This window comes from Micrococcus lylae (assembly GCF_900163825.1).
GTDB classification, from domain to species: Bacteria; Actinomycetota; Actinomycetes; order Actinomycetales; family Micrococcaceae; genus Micrococcus; species Micrococcus lylae.
Window position 1 is genome coordinate 160,754 of the sequence record NZ_FUKP01000067.1, and the last position, 16,332, is coordinate 177,085.

A 16,332-nucleotide genomic window follows, 5' to 3' on the forward strand; every position below is an offset into this window, starting at 1 on the left:
GCCTCGCCCGAGATCTCTCAGGCCATGCTAGACGATGTCATGCTCTCCCCCGCCTCGGTTCGGGGCGGGTGGCCGCGGGCCTTATCCGTCGGGGTGCAGATCGTGGTCGGTTCGTGGAGGGACGGTGACGATCAGCCCGCACTGGAGGAGCGTCCCGGCGCAGGCGAGCACGAGTGGCTCCATGTCCTCAGCCGTGTCTTCGGCAGGAGCCTCGAGCGCGAAGCGGGAGACAAGCAGGCGTACTGTGGTCGGCTCGACAGCAGCCTGCCACAGGGCCGACGCCGCGGCGCTGAGCCGGACCGCCTGACTGTGGCCGGGCGGAAGCGCATATACCTCGCGGGTCGTAGGGTCCTGGGTCCATGGTCGGCGGACGGCGCGGATGCAGGTGTCCGGAGTCAGCGGACGATGCTGGTTTCCGGTCACTGCGGCCCCTCGCCCCGCCGCCACTGGCCGGAGCCGGGCCGGGCCCACAGCCCGAGCCGCTGGCGGCGGTCCAGGGTGCGGTCCACGCCGCGCGGGCCGGAGGGGCGGTGCTGCTCGCGGCCCCCGCGCTCGCTCTCCACCGGGGGAGTGCCGGCCTGCAGCTGGTGGATGACGGCGGTCAGCGCGGCCATCTCCTCCGGCTCCAGGTGGGCGCCGGAGATCTGCACGGCCTCCTGCGTCTCCTCGGCGGCGGTGGTGTCCGCGTCGAAGCGCTCCGGGTTCTGCTCGGTGCTCACAGCGGCATGTTCCCGTGCTTCTTGGCGGGCCGGGCTTCGCGCTTGTGCAGGGTGGCCCGCAGCGCCTTGAGCAGGTTCACGCGGGTGTGGGACGGCGGGATGACGGCGTCCACGTAGCCGAGCTCGGCGGCCTGGTACGGATTGAGCAGCTCGGCCTCGTAGTCCTGCACCAGCTGGGCGCGCGTGGCCTCCACGTCCTCGCCCGCCTCGGCCGCGGCGGCCAGGTCCCTGCGGTAGAGGATGTTGACGGCGCCCTGCGGGCCCATCACGCCGATCTGCGCGGACGGCCACGCCAGGTTCAGGTCCGCGCCGAGCTTCTTAGAGCCCATCACGATGTACGCGCCGCCGAAGGCCTTGCGGGTGATCACGGTCAGCTTCGGCACGGTGGCCTCGGCGTAGGCGAAGATCAGCTTCGCGCCGCGGCGGATGATGCCGTTGAACTCCTGGTCCGTGCCGGGCAGGAAGCCGGGGACGTCCACGAAGGTGAGGATGGGGATGTTGAAGGCGTCGCAGAACCGGACGAAACGGGCGGCCTTCTCCGAGGCGGCGATGTCCAGGGTGCCGGCGAACTGCATCGGCTGGTTGGCCACCACGCCCACGGACATGCCGTCCATGCGCGCCAGACCGGTGATCACGTTCGGCGCGTACAGCTCCTGCAGCTGCAGGATGTGGCCGTCGTCCACCACGGAGCCGATCACGTCCAGCATGTCGTACGGCTGGTTGGCCGAGTCCGGGACGAGGGTGTCCAGCTCCTCGTCCTCCTCGGTGACCTCCAGGTCCGCCGGGGCCGGGAAGACGGGGGCCTCGGCGAGGTTGTTCGACGGCAGGAACTCGAGCAGCTCCTGCACGTAGGAGATGGCGTCCTCCTCGGACTCGGCCATGTAGTGGGCGGTGCCGGAGGTGGTGGAGTGCGAGTGCGCGCCGCCGAGGGTCTCCATGTCCACGTCCTCGCCGGTGACGGTCTTGATGACGTCCGGGCCGGTGATGAACATGTGGGAGGTCTTGTCCACCATGACCACCACGTCCGTCAGGGCGGGGGAGTAGGCGGCGCCGCCGGCGGAGGGGCCCATGATCAGGGAGATCTGCGGGACCACGCCGGAGGCGAGCACGTTGGCGCGGAAGATGTCCGCGAACTGGGCCAGGGACGCCACGCCCTCCTGGATGCGGGCGCCGCCGCCGTCCAGGATGCCGACCACGGGGCAGCCGTTGCGGGCGGCGAACTGCTGGACCTTCACGATCTTCTGGCCGTTGCGCTCGGACAGCGAGCCGCCGAACACGGTGAAGTCCTGCGAGTACACGGCCACTTGGCGGCCGTCCACGGTGCCGAAGCCTGCCACCACGCCGTCGCCGGCCGGATGCTTGGCGTCCATGCCGAACGCGGTGGTGCGGTGCACGGCCAGGGCGTCGAGCTCTACGAACGAGCCCTCGTCCAGCAGCATCTCGATGCGCTCGCGGGCGGTGCCCTTGCCGCGGGAGTGCTGGCGCTCGACGGCGGCCTCCCCGCTGGGGGCCTGCGTCTTCTCGAGGCGCTGATGCAGGTCCTCGAGGCGGCCGGCCGTGGTGGTCAGGTCCGGTGAGGTCACGGATGCTCTCCTTGCGACGGTGCGTTCTCGTGCGTCCTGCGGCGGATTGCAGGGTTCGGACAATCCCTCCTGGTCCAGAAGGCTGGCCGGAACTGCCGCAATTCGCCAGTCTAGGCACGCGCCGCGTCGTCAGCGGCTTGGAGGAAACCTCCAAAACACCGGCCGGGCTCTGCAGGAGCCGTGCAGGGCACTGCGGTATAGGTAGGAGTCATGACCGAGATGATCTGGCTCGAGACCGTGGACTCCACGCAGGACGAGCTGCTGCGCAGGCTCGCCCCCGGCGGCCCCGGGCTTCCCGACGGCGGCGCCCTCGCCACGGCGGACCAGCGCGCCGGCCGTGGGCGTCAGGGGCGTACGTGGACGACTCCGCCCGGCACGGCCCTCGCCCTGACCGTCCACCTGACCCCGGCGGCCTGGCGGCCGCCGGTCGGCGTGCAGCACTACTCCTGGCTCTCGCTCGTGGTGGCCTCTGCGGTGGTGGACGTCGTCCGGGAGCTTGGTGTCCCGGCCCACCTGAAGTGGCCCAACGACGTGCTGGTGGCCGACGGCCGCAAGCTGTGCGGCGTGCTCGCCGCGGTCACCCCCGGCGGGGGCGTGGCCGTCGGCATGGGCGTGAACGTGGACCACCGCGCCGGTGTCCCCGTGGAGACCGCCACCGCACTCTCGGACTGGATGCCTGCCGAGGAGCTTCCCGCCCCCCGGGACCTGGCCGCCCGCATCCGCGCGGCGGTCCTGGACCGGGTCCGCGGCTGGGCCGGCGCCCTGCCCGCCGACGGCGGGGTGGTGGACGGCACGCACGGGTGCGTGGCCGGCGTCGTGGACCATCTGTCCACACTGGGACGGCAGGTGCGGGCCGAGCTGCCCGGTGGAGAGGTGCTCGAAGGTGAGGCCATCGGACTCGGCCCCGGCGGGACCCTGCGTGTGGCATCCGCCACGGGGGGCCATGAGAAGATGGCGGTGCGTGAGATCAGCGCAGGGGACGTGGTCCACCTGCGCGGAGACGTCCGCCGTGTGCACTGACCGCCGCCTGGCGGCGTGCCCGCCCGCGCAGACATGAAGGAGGGGCGATGCGACTCGAGGAGAACGAGCACGTCGTGATCCGCACGCGCGCCCACCCGCGCCAGCTGCTCGGCGCCGGCGCCGTCCTGGTCCTCACCGCCGCCGCCCTGGCCTTCGTGGTGGGCTGGCTGGAACGGCCGGACCTTGCCGCGCCCCTGGCGCAGTACGTGACGCCGCTGCGTGCGGCCGCCATGGTGATCGCCGCCCTCGTGGTGCTGCTGGGGACCGTCCGCCCGCTGTGGCGGTGGGCCACTCGCACCGTGGTGCTCACCTCGGACCGTCTGGTGCAGTCCGGCCCCCTCGGAGGCGGGGAGCGGTCCATGCCGCTGCTGAGCATCGCCGCCGTGGAGCAGCGCCGCCGCGGCTCCGGCGCCGGGGACCTGCACGTCACCTTCCAGGATGCCTTCCAGCAGGTCTACTGGCGCCTGACGAACGTCCCGGAGATCGAGCGCTTCGAGGCCGCCATGGCGGACGAGACCGTCTCTGCCCGCCGCCGGAGCGAGCGCGCCTGGGCCGCCGTCCCGCGCCACGCCGCCGGAACGCACACCGGAAGGTGGGGCCGGTGACCGACCACATGCCGCGCGACCGCGACGCGCTCCCGCAGAACCCCGGCTGGACCACCGCCATGCGAACCCTGGACGCCGGGCTCGTGGTGGGCCCGCGCAGGTACACCCGCGAGGAGGCCGCCGAGCGGCTCGGCATACCCGCCGAGTCCGCCCGCCCCATCTGGCAGTCCCTGGGCTTCTCCCACGTGCCCGACGGCGAGAAGGTCTTCACGGCCGCGGACCTCGAGTCCTTCGAAGTCATCCTGTCCCTCGTCCGCCGCGGCGTGCTCACCGAGGCCACCGCAGGCTCCCTGGCCCGCTCGATCGGCCAGATGACGGACCGCATGGTGGTGTGGCAGATCGAGGCCCTCGTGGAGGACCGCGTGGCCTCCGGGATGTCCGACCCGGAGGCCCGCCGCGAGGTGGTGGACATGCTCCCGGAGCTCATCACCCCGCTGGAGAAGGTCATGCAGACCGTCTACCGGCGCCAGCTGAACAACGCCGTCCAGCGCCTCACGGTCAACGTGGAAGCCGGGCTGGCCGCCTCCGAGCGGGGCCGTGACGGCTCCGAGGACGACGCCCCGCTCCCGCTGGCCCGCGCCGTCGGCTTCGCGGACATGGTCTCCTACACTTCCATGTCCCGGACCATGGACGAGCGCACCCTGGCCCGCATGGTCCAGCGCTTCGAGGCCCGGGCCGCGGACATCATCACGGCCGAAGGCGGCTGGCTGGTCAAGACCATCGGAGACGAGGTCCTCTTCAACGCCGAGACCCCCGAGGTCGGCGCAAGGATCGCCCTGCACCTGGCCCGCGCCATGTCCGAGGACCCGGTGCTCCCGGCGGCCCGCGTGGCCCTCACCTGGGGGCGCGTGCTCTCCCGCCTCGGAGACATCTACGGCCCCACCGTGAACCTGGCCGCACGGCTGACGGTGCTGGCCGATCCGGGGACCGTCCTGGTGGACTCCCTCACCGCCGCCGCCCTGGCCCGGGACGACCGCTTCGTCCTGGTCCCGCAGCCGCCGCAGATCGTGCGCGGCTTCGGGGAGATCCGACCCTCCATGCTGCTGGCCGCGTCCGCCGACGGCCTCGACTTCGACCGATGAGGATGCATGACCGACTCCACTGACCAGACGTCTCCGCAGCATCCGCTGGTGGCCGCCCGCACGGACGTCGGCGCCGTCCGCGAGCTCAACGAAGACTCCTACACCGTGCTCACCGATCCCGTGTTCCTGGCCGCCGTCGCGGACGGCATGGGCGGCCATGCCGCCGGCGAGGTGGCCTCCGCCGCCGCCGTGCGTGCCCTCGACGACGGCCTCGCACGCCTGGTCCAGGCCGAGGGCGGCCCCTCCCTCGAGGGCCTCGGCGAGCTCGTGCACGCCGCCCACCAGGCGGTGCTCGAGCAGGGTCCGGACGGCTCCGGCACCACCCTCACCCTGCTGGCCGCTCTCGACCCCGCGGAGGGGCGCTGGGCCGTGGCCAACGTCGGCGACTCCCGCGTCTACCGCCGCCCGGCGGGCTCCGCGGTGCTGCAGCAGCTCACGGTGGACCACTCCGCCGTGCAGATGCTCGTGGACGCCGGCGAGCTCACACCGGATGAGGCCCGCGTGCACCCGCGCCGCAACGTCATCACCCGAGCCCTCGGCACCACCGAGCAGCTCGTCGTGGACGTGGGCGAGGTCCACGCCGTGCCCGGAGACCGCTTCCTGCTCTGCTCGGACGGCCTGACCGGCGAGCTGCTGGACGAGGAGGTCCTCGCCCTGCTCGAGGACAACACGGACCCACAGTCCGCCGTGGACGCCCTCGTCCAGGCCGCCCTCTGGCGCGGCGGCCGGGACAACGTCACCGTGGTGCTCGTGCAGATCCCCGAGGACGCTGAGGCCGCCGCAGAGGCGGAGCCGACCGCCGGCTGAGCAGGGCGCCGCCGGCGGTGTCCGCCCCGCCCGTTCACTAGGCTGGGGCCGTGACTGCCCAGAAGGATCCCCACGCCGAGTCCGCCGTGCCCGCCGACACCGCCGCCGAGGCGCATGTATCGGACGCCGAGGACACCCCGCAGGCCTCCCTGCGCGAGGAGTACCAGGAGCTGGTGGAGCAGGTGCGCGCCGCCCGCACCGCCTACTACCAGAAGGACGCCCCCGAGCTCTCCGACGCCGAGTACGACCGGCTCTACCGGCGCCTCGAGGACCTCGAGACCCTCCACCCGGAGATCGTGGCCAACGACTCGCCGACCCAGGAGGTCGGCGGCGAGGCCTCCGAGGCCTTCGCCCCCGTCACCCACGGCGCCCGCATGTACTCCCTCGAGGACCTCTTCTCCGAGAGCGAGCTCGAGGTCTGGTTCCGCCGCACCGCCGAGGCTGTGGCGGCCGCCCGCCCCGGTGCCGAGCCGCGCTGGCTCGTGGAGGTCAAGATCGACGGGCTCGCCGTCAACCTGCGCTACCAGAACGGCGTGCTCACCCGGGCCGCCACCCGCGGCGACGGCGTGACCGGCGAGGACGTCACTCACAACGTCCGCACCATCGGCTCCATCCCGCAGCGCCTGGAGGGCGAGGACTGGCCGGAGGACCTCGAGGTCCGCGGCGAGGTCTTCATGTCCTCCGCGGACTTCCGCGCTCTCAACGACTCCCGCGCCGAGGACGGCAAGGCCCCCTTCGCCAACCCGCGCAACGCCGCCGCCGGCTCGCTGCGCCAGAAGGACCCCAAGGTCACCGCCGCCCGCCCGCTGAGCATGTTCGTCCACGGCATCGGCGCCCACTCCGGCCTGGACCTGTCCAGCCAGGGCGAGACCTATGAGGCGCTCGCCGGCTGGGGTCTGCCCACCAGCCCGTACACCCGTACCGTGACCGGGCTCGGGGACACGGCACTGCAGGGCATCCTCGAGGTCATCGCCGAGTACGGCCGGCGCCGCCACGAGCTGGTGCATGAGATCGACGGCATCGTGGTGAAGGCGGACGACTTCGCGGACCAGCGGGCCCTGGGCCACACCTCCCGCGTGCCCCGCTGGGCCGCCGCCTACAAGTACCCGCCGGAGGAGGTCCACACGAAGCTGCTGGACATCCAGGTCTCCGTGGGCCGCACCGGGCGGGTGACCCCGTACGCGGTGATGGAGCCGGCCACGGTTGCCGGGTCCACCGTCTCCATGGCCACCCTGCACAACCAGGACGTGGTCAAGGCCAAGGGCGTGCTCATCGGGGACACGGTGGTGCTGCGCAAGGCCGGCGACGTCATCCCCGAGGTGGTTGGCCCCGTGCTGCCGCTCCGTGAGAAGGCCGAGGCCGCCGGCGAGGAGCTGCGCGAGTTCGTCATGCCCGCCGAGTGCCCGTCCTGCGGCACCGCCCTGGCCCCGGCCAAGGAGGGGGACGTGGACCTGCGCTGCCCGAACTCGCTGACCTGCCCGGCCCAGCTGGCCGGCCGCATGGAGCACCTGGCATTCCGCGGCGCGTTCGACGTGGAGGCGCTCGGCGAGGAGGCCGCCGTCTGGCTCACCACCGGTCCCGGCCCGGACCCGGCAGGGCAGGAGGGCGTGGTCACCCCGGAGGGCGCCGGCGTGCTCACCTCCACCGCCCAGGTCTTCGACCTCGCCACCGGGACCCCGGAGGAGATCACCGGACCGCGCGGCGAGGACGGCCTGACGGACCTGCAGCGCTCGCTCGGCGACGTCCGGGTCTGGCGGGAGAAGCGCACCAAGGTGGACGGGAAGTTCGTGCCGTCCGGCGTGTGGGAGCTCAAGCCGGCGTTCTTCACCCAGGGCTCCGCGAAGAAGCCGTCCGCGCCGACCGCCAACACCCTGCGCCTGTTCGAGGAGCTTCAGAAGGCCAAGTCCCAGCCGCTGTGGCGGGTGCTCGTGGCGCTGTCCATCCGGCACGTCGGCCCCACCGCCGCCCGCTCCCTGGCCGTGGCCTTCGGCTCCATGGACGCGCTGCGCGAGGTGGCGGAGGCGAAGGACGTCGAGCGCCTGTCCGAGACGGACGGCGTCGGACCGATCATCGCCGAGGCGGTGGTGGAGTGGTTCGCCGTGCCGGAGCACGTGGCGATCGTGGAGGCATGGGCCGCCGCCGGTGTGCGCATGGAGGACGAGCAGGACGAGTCCACCCCGCGCACCCTGGAGGGAGTGACCGTGGTGGTCACCGGCACCCTGGAGGACTTCAGCCGCGACTCTGCCAAGGAGGCCATCCTGGTCCGCGGCGGCAAGGCCTCCGGCTCGGTGTCCAAGAAGACCCACTTCCTGGTGGCCGGCGCCTCCGCCGGCTCCAAGCTGGACAAGGCCGAGTCCCTCGGCGTCCCCGTGCTGGACGAGGACGGCTTCAAGCGCCTGCTCGCCGAAGGACCCGAGGCCTTCGCCGAGGAGGGCGCCGACGCCGACGAGGGCGCTGACGCCAAGGAGGCCGCTGCGTCCGAGGGTGCGGAGGAGGACAGGTGAGCGCCGCCGTCACCCCCGCCGGACTGCTCGCCGTCGCCCGGGCCGCCGCCCGTGCCGGCGCCGCCGTGCTCAACGAGCGCTGGACCGCCGCACACCCGGCGACCCCGCTGACCGCGGCCTCACTGGGCGCGGAGACGAAGTCCTCCGGCTCGGACTGGGTCACCGACTTCGACCGCCGCGCCGAGGATGCCGTGCGCGCGGTGATCTCGGGCTACCGGCCGCAGGACGAGATCACCGGTGAGGAGTACGGGGCCACGGTCCCGGACGATCCCACCGGGTACCGCTGGTCCATCGACCCGCTGGACGGCACCACCAACTTCATCCGCGGCATCCCCCAGTTCTGCACGTCCGTGGCGGTCTGGGGGCCGGACGGCCACGGGGAGGGGCGCTGGCTGGCGGGGACCGTCGTCGCCCCGGCGCTCGGCCGCACCTGGTACGCGCACGCCGGCGGCGGCGCGCACTCCACCGTGGACGCGACGACGGCCGCCTCCGCCCGCGAGGACCGTGACGCTCCCGTGCGGCTCACCGGCCCCGTGCCGGGCCGCTCGGGGCGGCTGATCGCCACCGGCTTCGGCTACGACGCCGAACGCCGCGCCCGCCAGGTCCAGGCGCTCGCCGCGGTGTTCGCAGAGTTCGGGGACGTCCGCCGCATCGGCTCGGCCGCCCTGGACCTGTGCATGGTCGCGGACGGCACCCTGGACGCCTACGCGGAGTACGGCACCCAGGAGTACGACTGGGCGGCCGGTGCCCTGATCGCCGAGGAGGCCGGCGTGCCCGTGGTGCGCCCGGCCCACCCCGACGGCGACGCCCACCCGGACTGGATGCTGGCCGGGCACGTCGGCCGGGTCGAGGACTCCCTGCGGACGGCGATGGCATGAGGAGACTGTTCGGACAGCCCTGGTACTACCCGGTGGTCTTCACCTGCTTCGGCCTGGCCTTCGCGGGCTGGGGCGCGGTCGACGGCAACATCTGGCTCGTGATCCCCGGACTGCTGATCGCCGCCTTCGGCGTCTGGTACTGGCCGGCCATGAAGGTCTCCTCCCGTCCGGCCTCCGGCGTCGAGGAACATGTGGCGAACGGGGGAGTGGTGCTCTACTGGCGCCCCGGCTGCCAGTTCTGCCTCAAGCTCATCCGGAGCCTGAGCGCACAGGAGCGGGACACCGCCTACTGGGTCAACATCTGGACCGACGAGCAGGGCCGCGCCCAGCTCTGGGAGGCCCACGAACGCCGCACCGGCGTGCTCGAGGGCCGGCCGGACGAGACCGTCCCCACCGCCGTCAGCCGCCGCCAGGCGGTGGTGGTCACCGGTGAGAAGAACATCGCACGCCTGCGCCAGATGCTGCAGGCGGCCGCACGGAGGAGGGGCGCATGAGCGCAGACGAGCAGCAGGCCACGCCGACTACGTCCACCGGGGGAGCGGACAACGAAGGGCGGACGGCCGTCGTCGTGCGTCCGATCACCGAGGCGGACTACGCCTGTGTGGCGGAGCTGACCGAGCAGGCCTACGTCCAGGGCGGGCACGTGAAGCCGGACGACGCCTACCTGCCCAAGCTCCGCGACGTGGCCACCCGCGCCGCCGAGGCCGAGGTGCTCGTGGCCGAGGTCCCCGTGGACGGCCGGCCCCGCGTGGCCGGCTCCGTGGTGCTCGCCCCGCACGGCCACCCCTGGGCCGAGGTCGCCTACGAGGACGAGTTCGAGTTCCGCATGCTCGCCGTGCACCCGGACCTGCACCGCCGCGGTGTGGCCCGAGCCCTGGTGGAGGCCGTGATCGAGCGGGCGAGGCAGACTGAGGGCGTGCGCGCCGTGGTGCTGTCCACGGTGCTCTCCATGCGTGGGGCACAGCGGCTCTACACCGCCTACGGATTCGAGCACGTGCCGAGCCGGGACTGGATGCTCTCCGAGGTCATCCCCGGGATCCCGCCGGAGGAGGACAAGGGACCGTTCCCTGTGTTCAGGCTGGACTTGACCTGATACAGTCACGTCCGAGCGGCAGTGCCGCCTCATCTGAAGGCCGCTGTGCTCCTTCCTTGAGGCGTCCACAGTCCACTCTGAGGCGGTCGACTCCTGTCATGCCGCTACGCACGTCATCCCCCGAATCCGTGTGCTCTCCTCCTGCCCAGATCCTGCCCAGACCAGGACGGCTCTGGACTGTCGGCGGCACGCTGAAAGGACAGCCAGTGGCACGCATCGCCATCATCGGCTCCGGCTACGGCGGCGCGGTCGCCGCCCGCCATCTGACCCGTCGCGGCATGGCCGTCGACCTGATCGAGATGGGCGTGGACTGGGACACCATGGCCCCCATGTCCAACGGCCGCATCTTCACCGGCATGGCCTCCCCGAACGAGCGCTCCATGTGGTTCAAGAGCCGCACGGACATGCCCTTCGCCTACCTCGGCGGCCTCGACCTCATCAACCGCCGCATCGGCCAGGCCGCAGGCGTGCTGGACATCGAGTACTTCGACCAGATGAAGGTCTACGTCGGCCGTGGCGTGGGCGGCGGATCGCTGGTCAACGGGGGCATGGCCGTGACCCCGAGCAGCAGCTACTTCTCCAAGGTCCTGCCGCAGGTCGATGCGGAGGAGATGTTCGGCACCTACTTCCCGCGCGCGAACGCATCCCTGAAGGTGGCCCGGCCGCCGAAGGACATCATCGGCACCGCCGAGTACTACCAGTTCGCCCGCACCGCGGCCCGTCACGCCAAGCGTGCCGGCTTCGAGGTGGTGGACGTGCCCAACGTGTACGACTGGGACCACATGCGCCGCGAGCACTCCGGCTATGGGGGTGCTCAGCGTTCCGCGCTCGCCCAGGAGGTCATCTTCGGCAACAACTACGGCAAGCGCTCCCTGCCGAAGACCATCCTTGCGGAGGCCCGGGCCACCGGCCTGGTCAACCTGATCCAGATGACCGAGGTGACCCGTCTGGTGTCCGACGGCGACGGCTACCGCCTCTCCCTGAAGACGATCGACTTCAAGGGTGCAGTCCTCTCCCAGCGTGAGGTGAGGTATGACAAGGTCGTCCTCGCCGCAGGCTCGCTGGGCACCTCTCGGCTCGTCTGCCGAGCCCAGTCCGACGGGGATGTCCCCGGCCTGGACTCCAATGAGGCGATCGGCCAGAAGTGGGGGCCCAACGGCAACACGATGCTGGCCATCCGGCACCGGGACCGCACCAACGTGTTGCAGGCGGGCATGCCGGCCCTCGGCATCCGCAACTGGAACGACTCGCCGTCGTCCGTGTTCGCGGAGATCGCGCCGTTCCCCACGTCCATGGAGCTGAACACCAGCGTCTACCTGGCCATCACCGGCAACGAGAACCTCGCCGAGCTGCGCTGGGACGCCCAGCGTGGACTGGTCAACACGTGGACCGCCTCGCATTCGGCGCCGTCCGTGGCCTCCACCAAGGCGATGTTCGACAAGGTCCTCGCCGTCGTCCCGGGGGCCACCTATCGGACGGACCTGTTCGAGAAGCAGAAGCAGTTCACGGACTACTTCTCCTACCATCCGCTCGGCGGCATGGTGATCGGCGAGGCGACAGACCTCAACGGCGAGGTCAAGGGGGCGCCCAACCTCTTCGTCGTGGACGGCTCGCTCATCCCGGGACGCATCGGCGTCAACCCCTTCGTCACCATCACCGCCCTCGCGGAGCGGAACATGGATCGTCTGGCCTCCGCGGGCCGGCTCTGAGCCCGGGTGCAGGAAAAGAGAAGAAGTCGCATGAACGAGATGACCCCCACCACCGCTTCGCAGTCCCTCCGGACGTCCCGGCGCACCGTTCTCACCGCCTCGGCCTGGAGCGCCGGTGCCGTGGCCCTCGCAACATCTGCCCCGGCCGCTGCAGCCTCCACCGTACCGGTCGGTCCCACGGACCTGTCCGTCGAGCTGCTGGACCCCACCACGGACCCGGACACCTGGGCCTACGTGACGGATCAGCCCGTCTACGCGTTCGGCAGCACCTCGACCGAGCGGTTCAGGGCCTCGGCGCCGTCGGCCATGGTGATCACCAACCTGGGTCCGAACGCGGCCGAGAATCCTGCAGGCACGCTCGACACCAGGATGATGAACTACGACTACGACGCCGCGTCGTCCACGCTGAACTACACGCTTGTCGACTCCCCGATGGCTGAGGTGCAGTTCTCCCCCTCGGGCACCGCGGCGCGCAGCTGGACGTGGACGTACCTCGGCACCCTGGCGCCGGGCGAGTCGGTCAGCATCCCCCTGCGCTACACCGTGGGGTCCGGTCTCGGCTCGATCCTGACCGCCGCCTTCTCCCAGTACCGGTACAACCTGTTCATGTCCGCCACGGTCCAGGACACGGTGAACCAGGAGAACAACCTCTCCGAGAAGGTCGGCTACTTCCCGGGCACCTTCAACTCGAGGCCCGAGTTCTGACGGCCCCTGCAGATGAGGCGTCCGCCGCCTCACATGGTCGAGCACAGAGTGCGACGGGCGGGACACCGGTACGTCTCCCGCCCGTCGCCGCGTCCCCGGCCAAGTGCCGCAGTCGATAGACTCGGGGCAGTATCCGGCGGTCTGCCTTGTAGCGGATCGTGCCGGTCCCCGCACATCCACGACCGAGGAGATCCATGGCTGAGATCACTCGAGACCAGGTGGCCCATCTGGCCCGCCTGGCCCACATCCGGATGAGCGAGCAGGAGCTGGACACCCTGTCCGGCGAGCTCGGCCTCATCCTGGACTCCATCTCCCAGGTGCAGGAGGTGGCCGGCGAGGACGTCGTGCCGACCTCCCACCCGATCCCGCTGACCAACGTCTTCCGCGAGGACGAGCCGCGGGACATGCTGACCCAGGAGCAGGCCCTCGACCAGGCGCCGGACTCCGAGGACGGCCAGTTCAAGGTCCCCGCGATCCTGGACGGAGAGTGAGCACAGCCATGACTGAGAGCTTCGACGTGAACGCCGAGCTGACCGCTGACCAGCTCGTCCGCCTCACCGCCCTGCAGATGGCCGAGCGCCTCGCCGCCGGCACCACCACCTCCGTGGAGCTCGTGCAGGCGCACCTGGACCGGATCGCCGAGTACGACGGCGACCCGCGCTCCGACGCCGCCTCCGACCGCGGCGTGCGCGCCTACCTCCACGTGAACACCGACGAGGCCCTCGCCGTGGCCGCCGAGGTGGACGCGATCCGCGCCGCCGGCGGTGCCGAGGCCGAGGCCCTGCACCCGCTGGCCGGCGTCCCGGTGGCCGTCAAGGACAACATCGTCACCGTGGGCCAGCCCACCACCGCCGCCTCGACGATGCTCGACGGCTGGATGAGCCCGTACGACGCCCACGTGATCGAGCGCATCCGCGCGGCGAAGCTGCCGATCCTCGGCAAGACCAACATGGACGAGTTCGCCATGGGCGGCTCCACCGAGCACTCCGCGTTCGGCATCACCCGCAACCCGTGGGACCTGGACCGCGTGCCCGGCGGCTCCGGCGGCGGCTCCGCCGCGGCCGTGGCGGCATTCCTCGCCCCGTTCGCCCTCGGCTCGGACACCGGCGGCTCCATCCGCGAGCCCGCCGCCTTCACCGGCACCGTCGGCATGAAGCCGACCTACGGCGCCGTGTCCCGCTACGGCGTGATCGCCATGGCCTCCTCCCTGGACCAGGTGGGCCCGGCCGCCCGCACCGTGGCGGACGCCGCGGCGCTGCAGCAGGTCATCGGCGGCCACGACCGCCGCGACTCCACCTCGCTGCCGGATGAGCAGGCCGACTTCGTGGCCGCCGCCGGCAACCGCGACCTCACCGGTGTGAAGGTCGGCGTCATCGCCGACCAGTCCACGGAAGGGTTCGACGCCGGTGTGAAGGCCGCGTTCGACGCGGACGTTCAGGCGCTGCGCGGGGCCGGTGCGGAGATCGTGGAGGTCTCCTGCCCGCACTTCGACGCCGCCCTGGCCGCGTACTACCTGATCATGCCCTCGGAGGCCTCCTCCAACCTGGCCCGCTACGACGGCGTCCGCTACGGCAACCGCGTGGTGCCGGAGGGCGGCGGCACGATCGAGCAGGTCATGGCGGCCACCCGTGAGGCCGGCTTCGGCCCCGAGGTCAAGCGCCGCATCATCCTGGGCACCTACGCCCTGTCCGCCGGCTACTACGACGCCTACTACGGCTCGGCCCAGAAGGTCCGCACCCTGGTGCAGGAGGACTTCGCCGCCGCGTTCGAGAAGGTCGACGTGCTGCTCACCCCGACCGCCCCGACCCCGGCGTTCGAGCTGGGCGCGCAGACCACGGACCCGATGGCGATGTACCTCAACGACATCGCCACCATCCCGGCCAACCTCGCCGGCGTCCCCGGCCTCTCCGTGCCGGGCGGCACCGTGGACGGCCTGCCGTACGGCCTGCAGCTGGTGGCGCCGGCCCGTGAGGACGCCCGCCTGTACTCGGTGGGCGCCGCCGTCGAGGCGCTCCTGGACGAGCGCCGCGGCACCCCCGTCTGGGCCCAGGCCCCGGACCTCGTCAAGGGCGCCGAACGCGCCGCCGCTCCGACCGCAGGAGGCCAGCAGTGAGCTCGAACGACGTGATGGACTTCGGCCAGGCGATGGAGCAGTTCGACCCGGTCCTCGGGTTCGAGGTGCACGTGGAGCTGAACACCAGGTCCAAGATCTTCTCCTCGGCCCCGAACGCCTTCGGCGACGAGCCGAACACCAACGTCACCGCCCTGGACCTCGGTCTGCCGGGCACCCTGCCGGTGGTGAACAAGGAGGTCGTGGAGTACGCGATCCGCCTCGGCGTGGCCCTGAACGCGCAGGTCGCCGAATCCTGCCGCTTCGCCCGGAAGAACTACTTCTACCCGGACACCCCGAAGAACTTCCAGACCTCCCAGTATGACGAGCCGATCGTGTTCGATGGCCACCTGGACGTGGAGCTGGAGGACGGCGAGGTCTTCCGCATCGAGATCGAGCGCGCCCACCTGGAGGACGACGCCGGCAAGCTGACCCACCAGGGCGGCTCCGGCCGCATCCAGGGCGCCTCCGCCTCCCTGGTGGACTACAACCGTGCCGGCGTGCCGCTGATCGAGATCGTCACCCGGCCGATCGTCGGCGCCGGGGACCGCGCCCCGGAGCTGGCCCGCGCCTACGTGACCGCGATCCGCGACATCGTCAAGGCGATCGACATCTCCGACGCGAAGATGGAGCAGGGCAACGTTCGCTGCGACGCCAACGTGTCCCTGATGCCCAAGGGCTCGGACACCTTCGGCACCCGCACCGAGACGAAGAACGTGAACTCCACCCGCGCCGTGCAGCACGCGGTGCAGCACGAGATCCAGCGCCAGGCCGCCCTGCTGGCCGCCGGCGGCACGGTCACCCAGGAGACCCGCCACTGGCACGAGGACACCCGCACCACCACCTCGGGCCGCCCGAAGTCCGACGCGGACGACTACCGCTACTTCCCCGAGCCGGATCTGGTGCCGGTGGTGGTGGACCGCGAGTGGGTCGAGCGCGTCCGCGCCGAGCTGCCCGAGCTGCCGGCCGTGCGCCGCAAGCGCCTCAAGGCGGAGTGGGGCTTCACGGACGAGGAGTTCCGGGACGTGGTCAACGCCGGCGTGGACGGCGAGATCGCCGCGACCGTGGAGGCCGGTGCCACCCCGGCGGCCGCCCGCAAGTGGTGGATGGGCGAGATCGCCCGCCTCGCCAACGCCCGCGAGGTCGAGGTCTCCGCGCTCGGCGTGGAGCCCGGCCACGTGGTGCAGGTCGAGGAGCTGATCGCCGCCAAGACCATCAACGACAAGATCGCCAAGCAGGTCCTCGGACACGTCGCCGACGGCGAGGGCACGCCGAAGCAGATCGTCGAGGCCCGCTCCCTGGCCGTGGTGTCCGACGACGGCGCCCTCACCGAGGCCGTCGACGCCGCCATCGCCGACAACCCGGACGTGGTGGAGAAGATCAAGGGTGGCAAAATGCAGGCCATCGGCGCCCTGATCGGCCCCGTCATGAAGGCCACCCGCGGTCAGGCCGACGCCGGGCGCGTCCGCGAGATCGTCATGGAGCGGGTGGGCTTGCGGTGACCCGTGCGACATTTC

The 16,332-nt window shown here is 71.7% G+C and carries 15 protein-coding genes; 13 read left to right on the top strand and 2 right to left on the bottom strand.

Features of this window, described 5'->3' with window-relative positions:
- Positions 1-419: 419 nt before the first annotated feature.
- Positions 420-719, bottom strand: coding sequence for an acyl-CoA carboxylase subunit epsilon (locus FM125_RS10710; protein ID WP_245829994.1), 300 nt, complete (start codon positions 717-719; stop codon positions 420-422).
- Positions 716-2,302 carry an acyl-CoA carboxylase subunit beta gene (locus FM125_RS10715; protein ID WP_070638833.1) on the bottom strand — a complete coding sequence of 529 codons (1,587 nt, stop codon included), beginning with the start codon at positions 2,300-2,302 and terminating at the stop codon, positions 716-718. The genes FM125_RS10710 and FM125_RS10715 overlap by 4 nt, the downstream gene beginning before the upstream one ends.
- A 210-nt stretch (positions 2,303-2,512) precedes the next feature.
- Between FM125_RS10715 and FM125_RS10720 the strand changes: the two genes are divergently transcribed.
- The 13 genes from FM125_RS10720 (at position 2,513) to gatB (ending at position 16,317) form a co-directional block, all read left to right on the top strand.
- Positions 2,513-3,322 carry a biotin--[acetyl-CoA-carboxylase] ligase gene (locus FM125_RS10720; RefSeq protein WP_087134589.1) on the top strand — a complete coding sequence of 270 codons (810 nt, stop codon included), beginning with the start codon at positions 2,513-2,515 and terminating at the stop codon, positions 3,320-3,322.
- A gap of 47 nt (positions 3,323-3,369) precedes the next feature.
- Positions 3,370-3,927 (top strand): hypothetical protein, encoded by a 558-nt coding sequence (locus FM125_RS10725; protein ID WP_067188261.1) that lies wholly within the window; start codon positions 3,370-3,372, stop codon positions 3,925-3,927.
- A gap of 8 nt (positions 3,928-3,935) precedes the next feature.
- Positions 3,936-5,009, top strand: a complete 1,074-nt coding sequence (locus FM125_RS10730) for an adenylate/guanylate cyclase domain-containing protein (protein ID WP_087134633.1) — start codon at positions 3,936-3,938, stop codon at positions 5,007-5,009.
- A 6-nt stretch (positions 5,010-5,015) separates the two neighbouring features.
- A complete protein-coding gene (locus tag FM125_RS10735; protein WP_087134590.1) occupies positions 5,016-5,816 on the top strand; it encodes a PP2C family protein-serine/threonine phosphatase in 801 nt (266 codons plus the stop codon).
- Between the two features lie 50 nt (positions 5,817-5,866).
- Positions 5,867-8,320 carry an NAD-dependent DNA ligase LigA gene (ligA, locus tag FM125_RS10740; RefSeq protein ID WP_087134591.1) on the top strand — a complete coding sequence of 818 codons (2,454 nt, stop codon included), beginning with the start codon at positions 5,867-5,869 and terminating at the stop codon, positions 8,318-8,320.
- Complete coding sequence (locus tag FM125_RS10745) at positions 8,317-9,198, top strand: inositol monophosphatase family protein (protein ID WP_087134592.1); 882 nt, start codon at positions 8,317-8,319, stop codon at positions 9,196-9,198. Before ligA ends, FM125_RS10745 begins: the two co-directional genes overlap by 4 nt.
- On the top strand, positions 9,195-9,692 hold the full coding sequence (locus FM125_RS10750) for a glutaredoxin family protein (protein ID WP_143745341.1): 498 nt from the start codon (positions 9,195-9,197) through the stop codon (positions 9,690-9,692). Before FM125_RS10745 ends, FM125_RS10750 begins: the two co-directional genes overlap by 4 nt.
- Complete coding sequence (locus FM125_RS10755) at positions 9,689-10,291, top strand: GNAT family N-acetyltransferase (protein WP_087134594.1); 603 nt, start codon at positions 9,689-9,691, stop codon at positions 10,289-10,291. The genes FM125_RS10750 and FM125_RS10755 overlap by 4 nt, the downstream gene beginning before the upstream one ends.
- 206 nt (positions 10,292-10,497) lie before the next feature.
- Positions 10,498-12,000, top strand: a complete 1,503-nt coding sequence (locus FM125_RS10760) for a GMC oxidoreductase (protein WP_067191396.1) — start codon at positions 10,498-10,500, stop codon at positions 11,998-12,000.
- A 30-nt stretch (positions 12,001-12,030) separates the two neighbouring features.
- Positions 12,031-12,705 (top strand): hypothetical protein, encoded by a 675-nt coding sequence (locus FM125_RS10765; RefSeq protein WP_087134595.1) that lies wholly within the window; start codon positions 12,031-12,033, stop codon positions 12,703-12,705.
- A 194-nt stretch (positions 12,706-12,899) separates the two neighbouring features.
- Positions 12,900-13,196: an Asp-tRNA(Asn)/Glu-tRNA(Gln) amidotransferase subunit GatC gene (gene gatC, locus FM125_RS10770; protein ID WP_087134596.1), complete on the top strand. Its 297-nt coding sequence runs from the start codon at positions 12,900-12,902 to the stop codon at positions 13,194-13,196.
- Between the two features lie 8 nt (positions 13,197-13,204).
- On the top strand, positions 13,205-14,818 hold the full coding sequence (gatA, locus tag FM125_RS10775; RefSeq protein ID WP_180525523.1) for an Asp-tRNA(Asn)/Glu-tRNA(Gln) amidotransferase subunit GatA: 1,614 nt from the start codon (positions 13,205-13,207) through the stop codon (positions 14,816-14,818).
- Entirely contained in the window at positions 14,815-16,317 is a 1,503-nt protein-coding gene (gene gatB / locus FM125_RS10780; protein ID WP_281251982.1) for an Asp-tRNA(Asn)/Glu-tRNA(Gln) amidotransferase subunit GatB, read from the top strand. The genes gatA and gatB overlap by 4 nt, the downstream gene beginning before the upstream one ends.
- The last annotated feature ends 15 nt before the right edge of the window (positions 16,318-16,332 follow it).